Source organism: Streptomyces alanosinicus (assembly GCF_014650595.1).
Lineage (GTDB): Bacteria > Actinomycetota > Actinomycetes > Streptomycetales > Streptomycetaceae > Streptomyces > Streptomyces alanosinicus.
In genome coordinates, this window is record NZ_BMVG01000044.1 from 1 (window position 1) to 13,718 (window position 13,718).

10 protein-coding genes and 3 pseudogenes are annotated in these 13,718 nt (G+C 70.0%); 3 read left to right on the plus strand and 10 right to left on the minus strand.

What is annotated here, in order from left to right; genetic code table 11:
• The coding region (locus IE277_RS40100) for an IS701 family transposase (protein ID WP_189958672.1) at positions 1-606 on the plus strand (606 nt) is incomplete at its 5' end.
• A 158-nt stretch (positions 607-764) separates the two neighbouring features.
• Positions 765-1,639, plus strand: a pseudogene (locus IE277_RS40105) (IS5 family transposase).
• On the opposite strand, the pseudogene IE277_RS40110 reads toward IE277_RS40105, so the two are convergent.
• The 3 genes and pseudogenes from IE277_RS40110 to IE277_RS40120 all read right to left on the minus strand — a co-directional run.
• Positions 1,623-2,043: pseudogene (locus tag IE277_RS40110) on the minus strand (alpha/beta fold hydrolase); the annotation flags it as partial. The pseudogenes IE277_RS40105 and IE277_RS40110 sit on opposite strands and share 17 nt — an antisense overlap.
• A gap of 179 nt (positions 2,044-2,222) precedes the next feature.
• Positions 2,223-2,753, minus strand: a complete 531-nt coding sequence (locus IE277_RS40115; protein ID WP_189958673.1) for a hypothetical protein — start codon at positions 2,751-2,753, stop codon at positions 2,223-2,225.
• A gap of 424 nt (positions 2,754-3,177) precedes the next feature.
• Positions 3,178-3,471: pseudogene (locus tag IE277_RS40120) on the minus strand (alpha/beta fold hydrolase); the annotation flags it as partial.
• A 320-nt stretch (positions 3,472-3,791) separates the two neighbouring features.
• On the opposite strand from IE277_RS40120, the gene IE277_RS40125 reads away from it, so the two are divergent.
• The gene (locus tag IE277_RS40125) at positions 3,792-4,433 is read left to right on the plus strand and encodes a hypothetical protein (RefSeq protein WP_189958674.1); all 642 of its coding nucleotides are present in this window, start codon (positions 3,792-3,794) and stop codon (positions 4,431-4,433) included.
• A 341-nt stretch (positions 4,434-4,774) separates the two neighbouring features.
• Here IE277_RS40125 and IE277_RS40130 read toward each other — a convergent pair whose 3' ends face one another.
• Genes IE277_RS40130 through IE277_RS40160 form a run of 7 tightly spaced genes read right to left on the minus strand, consistent with a single transcriptional unit; the run spans position 4,775 to position 13,684 of the window.
• The gene (locus tag IE277_RS40130; protein WP_189958675.1) at positions 4,775-5,890 is read right to left on the minus strand and encodes a C40 family peptidase; all 1,116 of its coding nucleotides are present in this window, start codon (positions 5,888-5,890) and stop codon (positions 4,775-4,777) included.
• Positions 5,887-8,754: a hypothetical protein gene (locus IE277_RS40135; protein WP_189958676.1), complete on the minus strand. Its 2,868-nt coding sequence runs from the start codon at positions 8,752-8,754 to the stop codon at positions 5,887-5,889. Before IE277_RS40135 ends, IE277_RS40130 begins: the two co-directional genes overlap by 4 nt.
• Positions 8,751-11,330, minus strand: coding sequence for an ATP-binding protein (locus tag IE277_RS40140; protein WP_189958677.1), 2,580 nt, complete (start codon positions 11,328-11,330; stop codon positions 8,751-8,753). The genes IE277_RS40135 and IE277_RS40140 overlap by 4 nt, the downstream gene beginning before the upstream one ends.
• Before the next feature lie 8 nt (positions 11,331-11,338).
• Complete coding sequence (locus IE277_RS40145; protein ID WP_189958678.1) at positions 11,339-11,977, minus strand: hypothetical protein; 639 nt, start codon at positions 11,975-11,977, stop codon at positions 11,339-11,341.
• Complete coding sequence (locus IE277_RS40150) at positions 11,974-12,279, minus strand: hypothetical protein (protein ID WP_189958679.1); 306 nt, start codon at positions 12,277-12,279, stop codon at positions 11,974-11,976. Before IE277_RS40150 ends, IE277_RS40145 begins: the two co-directional genes overlap by 4 nt.
• Positions 12,276-13,343 (minus strand): conjugal transfer protein, encoded by a 1,068-nt coding sequence (locus tag IE277_RS40155; protein ID WP_189958680.1) that lies wholly within the window; start codon positions 13,341-13,343, stop codon positions 12,276-12,278. The genes IE277_RS40150 and IE277_RS40155 overlap by 4 nt, the downstream gene beginning before the upstream one ends.
• Positions 13,340-13,684, minus strand: a complete 345-nt coding sequence (locus IE277_RS40160; RefSeq protein ID WP_189958681.1) for a hypothetical protein — start codon at positions 13,682-13,684, stop codon at positions 13,340-13,342. The genes IE277_RS40155 and IE277_RS40160 overlap by 4 nt, the downstream gene beginning before the upstream one ends.
• Positions 13,685-13,718: the final 34 nt, after the last annotated feature.

Below are 13,718 nucleotides of genomic sequence, written 5' to 3' on the forward strand. Positions count from 1 at the left end.
GAAGAACGCGGACTCGGCTACGCGGTCGGCATCTCCACCACGACCACCGCCCACCCGGAACAGGCCCGGCCGCACATCCCGCCCTACAACGGCCGCGGCCCGAGGCCCCGGCCCGCCTACCCCGAGCCGGCCCCAAGCGTGAAGCAGCTGGTCCTCGCGGCCGGCAAGGGTGCCGCCCGGCCGGTGCAGTGGCGGGAAGGCTCCCGGCCCGGCAGCGGCCGCAGCGGCGTCAAGCGCATGTACTCCCGCTTCGTGGCCCTGCGGATCCGTCCCGCCGGACGCGAGATCCGCAAGGCAGCCGACGGCCCGGAGCTGCCGGTGCGCTGGCTGCTGGCCGAATGGCCCGCCGACCAGCCCGAACCCGTCCAGTTCTGGCTGTCCAACCTGCCCGCCGACACCCCGCTGGCCACCCTCGTGCGCACCGCGAAGCTGCGCTGGCGCATCGAGCACGACTACCGCGAGATGAAGCAGGCCCTGGGCCTGGCCCACTTCGAGGGCCGCACATGGCGGGGCTGGCACCACCACGTCACCCTCGTCTCCGTCGCACACGCCTTCTGCACCCTCCAGCGCATCACCCGGGCCCCAAAAGAGACGGCGCCGGCCTGACCCTCTACCGGGTCGTCCGTGAACTGCAGTTACTCCTCGCGGTCTGGACCGGCGCCTGCCCCACCTGTCACCGCAACATGCCAGAACCGATACCAACCTGACCAAGCACTACTAGGGCGTGTGTCGAAAGTCGATCTTGCTGTGAATGATCTCGGTTCATGGGGCGGGGAGATCTCACGGACGAACAGTGGGCGGTGTTGGCGCCGTTGTTGCCGAAAGGCACGAGGGCGGGGCGGCCGCCCGTCTGGCCTCGGCGGCAACTGATCGACGGCATACGGTTCCGGGTCCGGACAGGTGTTCCGTGGCGGGACGTCCCCGTCGAGTACGGACCGTGGGGACGGATCTACGACCTGTTCCGCCGATGACAGCGGAACGGAACCTGGCATCGAATCCTCACCCGGCTCCAGTCCCTGGCCGATGCGGAGGGTGCGATCACGTGGGACCTGAGCGTCGACTCCACGGTGTGCCGCGCCCACCAGCATGCAGCCGGGGCCCGCAAGCAGGGCGACCTGCAGAAGGAACCGCCGGGTGGCGTGTTCGCCGAGCCTGGTGATCACGGACTGGGACGATCGCGCGGCGGGTTCACCACCAAGCTGCACCTTGCTGTCGAGCAGGGCCAAAAGCCGATGTCGATCGTGGTCACGGCAGGACAGCGCGGGGACTCACCGCAGTTCGAGCCCGTGCTGGCAAGGGTCCGCGTGCCCCGCGTCGGGCCGGGCCGACCGCGCGTCCGTCCCAATCGCGTGCGGGCTGACAAGGCATACGCCTCTCGAAAGAACCGCTCTTACCTGCGCCGACGCGGGATCCGCTGCACCATCCCTGACAAGGCTGACCAAGCGCGCAACCGCCAGAAGCTCGGCTCCCGCGGCGGTCGACCGCCGCATTTCGACCCGGCCGACTACAAGGAGCGTCACGCGGTTGAGTGCGGGATCAACCGTCTCAAGAGGCACCGCGCAGTCGCCACCCGGTACGACTGTGAGGCGTCCGCTACGAAGCGACCGTGCTCGTCGCAGCCATCAACGAGTGGCTGTGACTCCTTCATCTCGCCTGCGCGGGATGGTGGTGGCGAGCAGTTCCTGCAGGAGTTCAACGACGAGATCGGGCTGTCCTGCGAACGGGGAGTGGCCCGTCTGCCACTCGCGCACGTCGGTGTAGCGCGCGGCCATCTTCCGTTGCAGGTCCGGGTTGATGGCCCGGTCTTGTGCGCAGACGACGTAGGTGGAGGGAGTGCGCTTCCAGCTGTGGTGCTCTGGGACTCCTCGTCCGCAGCCGGGGTGCTTGCGCACGCAGTAGGCCAACCGCCCAGGCGGCGAGAGGTTCGGGGCAGTCTGTGTAGAGGATGTCGACAGCCCGGTCGGGGTGCAGGCTGGTCGAGCCGTCGGGCTCCGGGCTGATCGCGTCTCGGAGCTGCGGGGACGCCCCGCCTAGACCCAATGCCAGTGACTTTGCGGCTGCCGGGGCCCCGGAGGGCAGTGTTTCCGCAGGCGAGACGGTCGAACTGGACCCTGTGCCACTGGTATTGGGCCTAGAAGACTGACGAAGGTTTTGAAACCCGGCAGAACGATGTGGCAGGGCACCCCGGATCCCGCTCCGAGGCGCCCGTGATCGCCGAGGGGTCATGAACCGTTGATCGTCACGGTGGCTGTGCCGATTTGGTTGGTCACCCCTTGCGGAGAAAGGCACTCGGTTACGTCCGGCTGGGCGTACGTGAGAACCACCTTGGCGGAGTCACCCTGGAACTCCCCGTCTGTCACGATCCCGTTGCCGACCAGGATGTTCTGGCCGTCGGCGAAGGTGGCGCCGTAGTTGAGGAGGAGATCGCTGGTCTGGCCGTTGTTCCAGGTGATGGGGTTGGGAGCCGTGCCGGTGCGCAGCGGCTGGAGGCACGAGAGCACGGTCGTGAAGCTGATCACCGTCCTGCCAGTCTTGATCGTGGGATCCGACGACGTGCAGGTGGTGTAGAGGTCGTTCTCGATGAAGTGGACGGACCTGGGCTGAATCTTCAACCCCGGAGAGTAGTTGACCTGGGTCGTCCCGACGCAGGCGACATCCACGACGGCGGCGTGGGCCACCGGCGCTAGGCCGAGGACCATGGATGCCATCGCGGCGAGCGTCGCGAACAGGGCGAGTAGGCGTTGCCGGATCATTGACGATCAGCCTCCTTTTACACCGGCGCCAGCCTCCGGAGGCGCAGGGCGCCTCACCGGCTGCCATGGGCAATCGGATACCCAACGCTGGTTTTGCGCCAGAATGGCTGCTTGTTTCACCCCAGACCATAGGTACAACACGAGCGCCCGCAGCACACCCCCCGCGCGTACACGAGGTCCACGCATGGCAGTTGGGGCGTGTGCGATGCCCGCGGCATACGACACGCCCCAGCCAGGTGTCGCTCCAGCCGGGCCCACTTTGCGTCGGACGGATCACCAAGCCCACGAGGGGCGGAACGTCATGGACACCCCGCCGGACGCCGCTTAGGCGCAATGCCGGTGGCTTTGCGGCTGCCGGGGCCGCCGGAGGGCAGTGTTTCCGCAGGCGAGACGGTCGAATTGACCCCTATGTCACTGGCATTGCGCCTAGACCGGCCGCGCTCTCGCCGTCATCCAGCACGAAGGCCGCCAGATAGACCAGGTGTCCCGCTCCGCGCACCCCGGCGATCACTGACCCGCCGTAGGAATGACCGAGCGCAACCGGAGGCTCCTGCAGTGAGTCGATGGCAGCCTGCACCACCGCTGTGTCAGCGGGCAACGAGCCCCGATGGAGCTCGGGAACGACTACCTCGGTTCCTGCGGTCCGCAAGCGATCCGCCACCACGGCGAAGTGCTCGGGACAGTGATACAGGCCGTGAACGAGTACCAAGGCGGTCAATTCGTCCGCCTCCTCAGGTCGGTGTCAGGCCGGTGATCTTAGCTCCGGACCATGACCAGCCGTCACCCACGCCTTGATCCACTTCCGATACACGCCCTAGGGCCGGGCTGGACATTTCGGCGCGCGTGCAATAACCACGCCAGGGCGGCGACGTTACTGTAGGTTCCGATCGAACTTGTCGTCGGGCACTGTGCTGACCTGCGGCTCCGGGTGGTTGTCCGGCCGGATTGCCAGCGGATTTGTCCAGCCGATCTGTCGTGTTCTTCTCGATGCATCACGGCTGGCCCCCGCTGATGGGCGTGTGGGGTTGAATGGGGAGAGTGATAGAGGAAGCGCAGTGGCAGCGGGCCGTTGCTCTGCTCGCTGATCCGCGTGAAGTGATTCAATACGAAGGTCTTCGTGCAGTGCGGGACCTCGCGCGACACCTCGCGGTGCGCAGGCGAGCCGCCGAGGTGCTGGCCGAGTTCGTGGAGAGTCCCGGGCCGCAACCTCCGGTGCGCGCTGAGGCGTTGGCACTTCTGCGTCAGTGGGTTCCGGCACGCGTGCGCCATGCCCGCCGACGGCTGCTCGCGGCGGAGCTCGCACTCCTGGTGCTGCAGGGCGCGTCGGCCGTGGCGGCCACCACAGCCGCGGGAACCGGCAGCGAGACGCCGGGTACGGTGCGGGTCGGCGCCGCGGCTGCGCTCGCGCTCATGATCGTGCTGGCGGGCCTGTGCAATGTCGCAGTCAAACGCGCCAGTGCCAGGCTCGATAGAACGGTCGAATGGCGTCAGCGGCGCCATCGCGAGCTGTGGGGCATGAGCTTCGTGATGGTGGCAATGATCGGGGTGTCGGCCGGACAGGGATGGGCGGCGTCGGTGTCCGTGGCTGCGGCCGGAACACTCCTGATCTGTGCAGGAGTGCTGTGGGTGCGCCTGGGCAGTGCACTCACTTGGTTCCGTGACGTCTCGCCGGGAGTCTAGGGTCTGGCGCAGATCAAACCGGAACCTACGTGGGGTGCAGGTCCTGACCTGACTTGTGGTTCTGCGATGCACTGACCAGCGACTTCGGGTGGCCGTCCGTATCAGGGGAGTTGTCCAAGCGAACTGTCCGATCACTTGTCGGCGTCGGCGCGGAAGAGGGGCAACCGATCGGAAGCCGGTGTGTCGGTCTCCGACCAGGGGTAACCGGCCGAATGAGTGGGGCGCACGGGCGACTGTGAGGCCCACGTCCGCAGCCAGTAGCTGGCAACGACGGCTCCAAACCGACAAGTTGAAGACAGATCGCTCGGACAGTGACAACTTGAATCGGAACCTACATTTGGCTACAGGACGCGCCTGACGTCCCAGTCGTAGCGGGTCCAGTAGCCCGTTGAGACGACGGTGGTCTCCACGGTCTTGCCCGGGCGGGGTGCGTTGACCATTTGCCCGTCTCCGAGGTAGAGGCCGACGTGGCCCCAGCCGCCGTCGTTGTTGAAGACGATCAGATCGCCGGGCTGCATCTGATCACGGGAGACGCCGGTGCCGACGCTGCGCATCTCCTGTGAAGTGCGGGGCAGGGTGATGCGGGCGCCTTGGTAGAAGGCGTAGACCATGAGTCCGGAGCAGTCGAAGCCGCCGCTGGTGGGGCCGTTGGTGTCGCCGCCTCCCCACACGTACGGGATGCCCTGCTCCTTGAGGGCGGCCGCGATGACGGCGCCCGCGGTTCCCCCGACGTCGGTGTTGCCGGTGGTGGCGGCGGGGGTGAGTGTGTCGTACTGGTGGATGTAGCCGGTGACCTTGTCCGCGTAGGCGTCGGAGTGGTTGTAGCGCAGGATCGCTTTGCGTAGTTGGGCGTCGTTGCTCAGGTCGTTGGGGCCGGTGCCGCACAGGTATACGGCGGTGGTAAGGGCGGCGTCGAAGGCGTTGTTGGGGTTCTTGATGCCGTCGTTGTTGCCGTCCTGGCCGATGCCGGCCCAGGTGGAGGGCAGGAACTGCATGGGGCCGACCGCCCGGTCGTAGAGGGTGTCGCCGTCGTAGCGGCCGTGGTCGGTGTCGTGGACGGGGGTGGTGTTGCCGCCGGTGCCGCTGCCGTCGAGCCGGGGCCCGATGATGGGCGGTGTGATGTCGCCGCCTGCGGCGATCGTGTGGCCGGCGGCGTGGGTGGATTCGACCTCGCCGATTCCTGCGACTACCGACCACCGCATCCCGGTGCACTTCGGGCGCAGCGTGGTGACCTGCTGGGCGGCGCGGCCGTAGGCAGCGAGCATGACCGCGTCCACCCCGTTCACCTTGGCGGGCGTCCCTTGCTCGCCCGGTGCCGTAGCGTCGCTGGCCTCGTCCTGGTGCTCGGCGGCTCCGCCGGCTACGGCGGCGACGAACAGGATGCAGATGCCCAGGACGAGGGCGAGCGGTGCGAGTGCCGCGCCGGAGACGAGCAGTGCCTTGCGCGTGCCCGTCATGACGGCTCGTCGGGGATGAAGGTGCTGGGGCCGCTGGGTTGGGAGGGCTGGTTCGCGCGGCGCTCTTGTGCCAGGCGGTGCTGTTCGGCTCGGTGACGCAGGAACGCCGCCGCATCCTCAGGGGTGTAGGTCCGTGGTGCTCCGATGCCTCGCGGGGTAGGCGGAGGCGCCGGCACGAGTGGGCGGGGACGGTCGGCGGTCGCAACCGTCCGGGCCGGCTGGACCCCAACGGGGGGCGGAGTGCGCCGTATTGCGGGTGCAGGCGCCGCTGGGCGGACGTTGTTGCGGGCCGGGGCGGGCGTGCGGTTGCGGATGCGGTGCAGTCGTACCTGCAGTGCCGCCTGGGCTGGGCTGGCGGCCGGCTGCGGTACGCGCGGCGGTACGGGACGGCGCCGTGCCGGGGTCGGCACGGCCAGCGGGGTCGGGCGCGGCGGCCGTGTGGCCGCAGGCGTCGTGGCCCGCCGCCGTCCTGCTGCCGCCGGACCGGGTGTGGGTTGGCGGGGTGGGGTGTAGGGGCCGAGGGGGCGTCGGCCGCGCATGAGGCGGCCGACGCTGCGCAGATTGTGTACGTACTCGCCGACGAACTGCTGTGCGGGCGGGGCGTACTGGTGGTGGATGCCGGCCAGGCGCTGCTGCAGGTTCTGGGCGGTGCCGGTGATGTGCCCGGGTATGGCGGCCAGGGCTGCGCCGGTCCGGCGCGCTGCCCTGGGCCCGTACACCGGAAGCCCCACCGTGGATTTCAGCCCGGCCCTGCCGAGCGTCAGGCCGCCCCTGACGGCTGCCCGTGTGCCGCTCGCGGTAAGGCGGGCGGTGCCGCCGATCATGCGGCCGGTGCCGCGGGCGAGGCGGGCGGCGAGGGCGGTGCTGCCGCGGGCGTAGCCGTAGGCGCCGCCGCTGGCGGCGAGCGCGCCGAGCATCATGCCGCCGGCCAGCAGCCGGCGGCCGAGCCTGCGCTGGGGAGCGGGCCGGCCCAGGCCGGTGGGGGCGCTGCCGCCGAAGACGCTGGTGCCCAGGCGGGTCCGGGCGCGCAGGGCGAGGCTCTCTCCGCCGCGGACGAGCTGTTTGCGGTACTTGAACGCGGAGATCGTCACGATGTCGAGTACGACGAACCGGATGGTCACGCCGCCGGGCAGGTCGCTCTCGGGGGCGTTGAGGATCGCTTTGATGACGATGATGAGGACGGCGAGTGAGGCGACTGCGAGGACCATCAGTGCGAGGTAGCGCAGGACGGTGGTGGCTCGGTTCCACAGCCAGGACCGTCCGGGGCCGGGCAGGACACCGATGGCCAGGGCGCACTTGGCGATCATCGCTTCCTTGGCGATGCAGATCTGTGCGTAGAGGAACATCCAGTCGACGCCGACGATGAACACGCAGACCAGCAGGGAGGCGAGCAGGATGAAGAAGGCGCCGCCGACCTTGTCCATGGAGGCCTTCTTCAGCGACGTGACATCGCCCTTGACGCAGGCCTTCTCGAACTTGGAGACCGGGCCGACGGATTTGACCTTCTCCTTGATCATCTCGTTGGTGCTGAACGTGGCGCCGGTCAGGATGTCGCCGACGGTGTCGCCGATCCACGGGATCTTCTTGCTGACGGCGTCGGATCCGGACTGCAGGGTGTCGTCGAGCCATTGGTCGGCCACTGCCTGCTGGATGCGGGAGGCGCGGAACTGTGTGGCGCAGCTGCCGTCGAAGGTCTGTCCGTAGGAGAGCAGCTCGGAGGGGCGGACCACGAAGGCGTCGACGAGCTCGTCGGTGATCGGGCGGGCCAGCGCGGAGGCCTTGGAGCGGATCTGGTCACCGGCGCTGGTGCCGGCGGGGACGGAGTCGTCGATGCCGCTGTTGGTGGTGGTCTTGGGGGTGTGGATGGCCTCTTCGTTGTCGAGGATGAGGGCGGCGACGTCGACGGCCAGGCTGCGGGCGCTGCCGACGGCGCCGTGCTGTTCGGACAGCAGCATCTGCGGCGGCGCGGCGAGGGTGGTCAGAGCGAGGGCGGAGATGACCAGGGAGGCTGCGGCCTCGCCCCAGCCGCGGGCCCGGCGCCCGAACATCAGATGCCAGGCGGCCACGGTGCCGGCGTAGGTCAGGCACAGACCGGGCAGCCCGATCTGCACGATGACGTTGGCATACAGGGCGTTGGAGATCGTCAGGGCCGGCTTGAGGAGCAGTCCGGCCATCTTGAACGCCAGGGACCAGGCCAGCAGGAAGCACGCGAAGCTCACCGCGTACTTGGTGCCCAGGAACATCATGTCGACCAGGAAGGACTCGATCTTGAGGTCCCAGTCCGTCCAGCTGCCGGTGTCGGCGTAGACGCGGTAGGAGGAGACCGGGTTGCCGTCGCGGTCGGTGACCTCGAACGCGGACAGCACACCGCCGTTGCGCCGGTCGGCCTTGTACCTGTCGACCCGCTTGTTCCACGCGTCGAGGGCCTCCTTGGCCTTCTCCTTCTTCTCCGCCTCCTCACGGGCCTTCTTCTGCGCTGCAGTCTCCTTGCCGTTGTCGTGGGCACCGTCGCCCGAGCCCGAGCCCGAGCCCGAGCCCGCGCCCACGCCGGCGCTGGCGGAGGCGGAGGCGGAGGCGGTGGGAGCAGGGGCGGAGGCGGGTGGGGACGGGGGATGCAGCAATCCGGGGATAGGTGTCTCCAGGCCCGGGGTGTACAGCGACGATGACGGCGTCGGGATGGAGGTGGGGGCAGGTGCGGCGCCCGCAGTGCCGGCCAGAACGAGCGAGACCACCGCGGCGGTGAGCAGCAGGGCGATCCCGGCGCCGAGGGTCCGCCCCGGCGACAGCCAGCGGGCCACCCGCGAGCCCACTGTCCCTGTGGGCGCCTTGCCCTCCGGCGCGGCGGTCGCTCCTGTTCTGGTCATGCCGTCATCGCCGCCTCGGGGTCGGAGTGGATGACGTCCGCCACGCGCGGGTCGTGGGGGATGAGGACCTGCATGCCGCCGATCCGCCCCAGCAGATCGCGGTGCAGGCACTCGCCGGCACGCGCGGCCTGCTCGTCGTCGGAGACGTTGATCGGGGACAGGTGAGTGGTGACCTCGGTGACGAGGTCGGCGTCGTTCGGGTCCAGGCCGAGGAACTCCAGGCTCCGGCGGGCCAGGACCGCGTCGGTGTGGCGGAAGAGCAGGCGCCTGGGGAGCAGGCCGCGCACGATCGTGCCGAGTTCCGGGTCGCTGATGCCGAAGTCGTAGGGGTCATGGGAGCCCAGCAGTGCGCCGGCGTTGTGCTTGCGCCCGTCGCGCAGCAGCTCGATCAGCAGCTCCAGGCCCTCGGGCGAGGAGGTCAGCCACCAGCACTCGTCCCACACCGCGGTGCAGAACTCTGCCCGGCGTTCGAAGGCGATCTTCCTGCACAGGGCGGCGATCAGGTACATCACGGCGCGGCCGAAGATCTTCTCCCATTCCAGTTTGGCCAGCCGGTCGCCTTCCAGTTCCCGCTTCTTGGGCAGTGCGAGCGAGGCGACGGAGAAGACGACGGTGTCGGCGGTATCGGCTTCGACGACGGGCAGCGTCTCGTCGAACAGAGCGCGCGCCAGGTCCTTGCGCTTGACTGCCATCAGCCGGCGGGCAACCGACTTGGACGCCGGGTCCTCCGCTCCCCGTGTGGCGAGTTCCTCGGCGAGCACCCGCATCGACGGATGCGGGCCGGCCAGGACGGTCTCGATCGCCTCGCTGAGCGCGGCGCCGTCGTCCTCCATCGGCGAGATGCCCAGCAGCAGCGTCAGAAACGACTCGGTGAACCGCTGTGCTTCCTTGCCCGCGAACAGCCGCAGCGGGTCCAGGGACACGGACGCGTCCCGGGTGATGTGGATGACCTGGGTGGTGCCCGGGCACGCGGAGGCGAAGCGCACCCATTCCTGCTGCGGCGTGCGGTCCACGATCACCGCGCGGCCCCGGCTGCCCGGGATGCTGTGGCGTCGGCCGGCGGCCAGGATCCAGTAGACGGCCGCCTTCATCGCGAAGCTCTTTCCGGCTCCCAGCTCGCCGAGGAACGCGGCGGACGCGGAGGTCTTCTTGCGCGGGCCGCGGGTGAAATCGACGTGCACCGGACGGATTCCGCCGCCGGCCAGCTGCAGCCCGTACAGCGGGCCGGTGTCGTCGCCGAGCGAACTGCCCGAGAACGGCCCGGACATCGCGAAGTCGCGGGCGATGAGGAACTGGGCGTACTGGGCCATCACCCTCGGGGTGCGGGCACCGGGCAGCATCCCGTACCAGAGGTTCTCCTGCTCGCCGCGCGGACGGGCGAGGGTGTACTCGCCGCCGGCCAAATAGTTCTGCAGCTCGGTCGCTCTGCGTTCGGCCTCGTCCGGTGTGCCGCCCCAGACAGCGAACGCGCCCATGGCTCGGACCTCCACCTCGCTCTTGGAGGAGGTCAGCCGGTCGCGGTACTCGGCCAGCCCTTCAGCAGCCTTGTCCACGGATGCCGGCACGCCGGCCATCTCGCCGTCGTACTCGCTGTACTGGCCGGCGACTTCGCGGGCCTGGCGCCGCGACTTGGCCTCGGCACTCGCGCCGTCCTCGACGGCCAGGCGCACCACCCAGTCCACGGGGAAGGCGAACTGGTCGAGGCTGGTGAGGAACTCACTGCCCGGGAAGGAAAAGGACTCGGGCATCTCCGCGAGCGCCAGCAGCGCCTGGTAGGAGGGGCCGAACTCGGTGGTCACCTCGAGCCACCGGTGGGCGAAGGGGTTCGTCGCCCGCATCTGCACACGCGCCCGCCGCTTGCGACGGCCCCGGCCCTCCGTAGCACCTTCCTCGCCATCGTGGGCGAGGCGGTGGCCTCCTTCGACGAGGACGGCCTGGCCGAGCGCGGCCGCACCGCGGCCGCGGCCACGGACCTGCTGCTGGCCGGGCTCGGGCAGCAGCGGTTCGATCAGGCCGCGCCGGGTGGCGTGCCCGTAGATCCACAGGATCTCTGCCTCGGTGGCCGGTCGCAGCCGCAGCTGCGACGGCCATGTCGCGGCCAGGTCCGCCGCCTGGGTCAGCCGCGCGAGTTCCTCACGCACGCAGACCGCTGCAGGCAACAGCCCCAACTGCAGGGCGACTTCGAACCGAGCGGCGCCGATCGCATCGACGACGGCCTGACGCCGTGTGGTGGGCAGGGGAACGGCCAGCCAGTCGGTGCGGCCGGTCAGCTCCAGTTGCTCGAGCTGGTCCAGCGTGCGGTGCGCCACCTGCTCGTACGCAGGTGAGGCGTCGATGTCGATCCCGGAGATCATCCGTTCCACCACGGTGGCCGGGTTGACCTGCGGGCACAGGCTCAGCAGCATCGCCTCCCCGCGCAACGACTTCACCAGCGACTCGATGAGGGCGAGCCGCTGCATCTTCGCGCGGCGCGACACGTGCGCCTGGCCCTCACCCTCGACCCGCCAGACGGCCCAGACCTGGCCGTGGACGCTCCACACCACGTTCCCGCTCAGGTGCCGCACCGGAATCTGCATCGCTGAACTCAGCCCTTCTCGATCTCGTGTCCACTGCCGGCGGCCCGTGCCGCGATGAGCGCGCCCACCCCGGACAGCACCCGTGGCTTCGCCGCCTCCACCACCGCTTCCGGCCCGGCGCTCCCGGCGGCCCCCGGCTCGCCGACGAACGCCTGCATGCCGCCGCCCGCTTGCACCGTGGGCCGGACGACGACCGGGGACCGGGGGAGGGCAGCAGGTTCTTGCCAGGTGACGGTGCACACGCCGCGTACCGGGCGGGCCCGGTCCAGCGTCTTCAGCGGTCGCCCGCCGAGCCGGCCGGCGGCCGGCGCGGTCAGCAGCCCAAGAAAGCTGCCGGCGGCCGCGAGCGGATTGCGGCCGTCCACGTTCAGCCGGCGCACCGTCCAGCCCAGCGCGTAGGGCACCGCGAAGGCGAACATCACGTTCAGCACGACCCCGAAGTGCGCCCACAGGGACCTGAAGAGGATCAGAGCGACGAACGAGCCCACCATGACGATCAGTTGTGGCACCGAGTACGGGCCGCCCCACAGCACACCGCCGCCCGGCCACCGCCCGATCACCAGCGGGTGACGGCGCGCCTTGGTGTAGCAGCGGCCCACCAGGGTGTCCACACCCTCCGCCGGCGTTGCCGACTCAGGCGCGCTCACCGGCCCTCACCACCGACGGCGACCGGGGCAGTGACCTGGGCGGCCGCCTTGGTGCCGTTGTGGTTCCACGTCTCGCCGGTCTGGTCCCGCAGGAGCGTCATGTTCAGCACGCCCCACCAGATCGCCCCAGCGGCGATGAGAGCGACGCCCGTCTTGAGCGGGGACCCGGATTCCTTCCAGGTCTTTGCCACGAACCAGATCCCCAGGATCGGCACGACGGTGTTGATCAGGATGTCCTTGACGTCCGCGCCGATCAGCTTGACGTTGGTCAGGGTGTCGACGGCCATGACGATGCTGCTCACTGCTGGTTCTCCTTCGAGGTGGTGTTCAGCCGGGGAGCCGCCTCAACGGCGGCGATCTCCCAGCGCCCGGCACGCGCCTTGAGCGCGAGGGCATACGTCAGGGGCCTGACCTGGCCGTCGGCTCCAGTCGCGTCGACGTCGATGAGCAGCTGCCGCCGCGCGCCTTCAGTGGTGGGTGCGTTCTCGGTGAAGTCGCCGCCTTGCTCAGCGAGCTGCGTGATCGTCACCTTCGTGTACGGGGCCGGCGAGACCGCGGCCAGCGAGGTGCCGGGGGACAGGTAGCGGTCCAGCTCCCCGCCGCCGGTCAGGTACGCGGCCAAAAACTCGCTGATCGTCGCGACAGCCGGGTCATGCGTGTCCGCCGGAACAGGGGTGCCGTAGTCGAGATGCGGCATCGCGCCACTCGTGGCCGGGGCACCGACCTCGGCAGGCAACGCGACAGCCTCATACCCACCACCGGACCCGGCGGCCTTGACGGCCACCTGGAAGTAGCGCAGCACCGGACCGGCCTCGGCCTGGCCCCCGCCCTGCGCGCTCTGGTCCGAGACGGCGGCAGCCTTCGACGAGGAGGTGACCAGGGCGGCCACGGTCACCGACCAGTAGCCCGGCGCCACCTGCGTCACCCGCACCGCCGCCAGACGGCCGGCGTGCTGCGCACCGGGCTCCGCCTGCAGCGAGATGTCGCGCATTCGCGGGTAGTACGGCGCAAGGGAGGCTTCACTCCCCTTGCCCGCCTCCACATACGCGGCCACATACAGCTGCGCGAACCCGGCCGGCCCCGACGTATCCCGCACCACCACCGACGACTTCGGCGCCGGCACCGGTGCCCCCACGGCGGTGACGGGGCGCAGGAACGCGGCCACCGCCAGCAGCGGACCGGCGATCAGCAGCAGCCACGCCCCCCACCGCAGCACCGCACTCACGTTGGCCACGGCCCCCGGGGACACCGTCACCCACCCGGCCCGCTTCCCGCCCGACCCCGCCCCCGCCTCGGCGGCGTATTCCTCGGGGACCTGGCCCCCCTCCTGGTCCGCCTCACCCGGCGGCCTGCGCCACGCCTTCATCCGGCAGCCCCCTCACCACCGGCGCCCCAGCCGCCCGCCGTGCCCGCACGGCGCGGATCCGCGACCCGCCGCCCGTCACGGCACAGTCGGTCCATCCACCCCCGCAGCACGTCCTCCGGCAGCGCGACCAGCTCCTGGGCCAGCGCGAGCGCCTCATCGGCGTCCTCGGCGACAAAATCCCGCATCCGCTCGTGCGTGGAGGCCGAGAACGGCTCCCGCACCAGCGCAACGGCCACCGACGTGGCTCGCCGGCGGATCGCCGCCAGCTGCCGCAGCCGCTCCTCCTGCTCCCCGGACGGCGCACCGCCGTCCGTTCCTTGTGTCTGACGGTCCCTCTCCACCGGCTTCGCCGCTCCTCTCCCAGCGTCGACCCCG

Coding starts and splice junctions, on each gene's coding strand:
- IE277_RS40115 (WP_189958673.1), bottom strand. CDS start 2,753: ATGATCCGGCAACGCCTACTCGCCCTGTTCGCGACGCTCGCCGCGATG.
- IE277_RS40130 (WP_189958675.1), bottom strand. CDS start 5,890: ATGACGGGCACGCGCAAGGCACTGCTCGTCTCCGGCGCGGCACTCGCA.
- IE277_RS40135 (WP_189958676.1), bottom strand. CDS start 8,754: ATGACCAGAACAGGAGCGACCGCCGCGCCGGAGGGCAAGGCGCCCACA.
- IE277_RS40140 (WP_189958677.1), bottom strand. CDS start 11,330: ATGCAGATTCCGGTGCGGCACCTGAGCGGGAACGTGGTGTGGAGCGTC.
- IE277_RS40155 (WP_189958680.1), bottom strand. CDS start 13,343: ATGAAGGCGTGGCGCAGGCCGCCGGGTGAGGCGGACCAGGAGGGGGGC.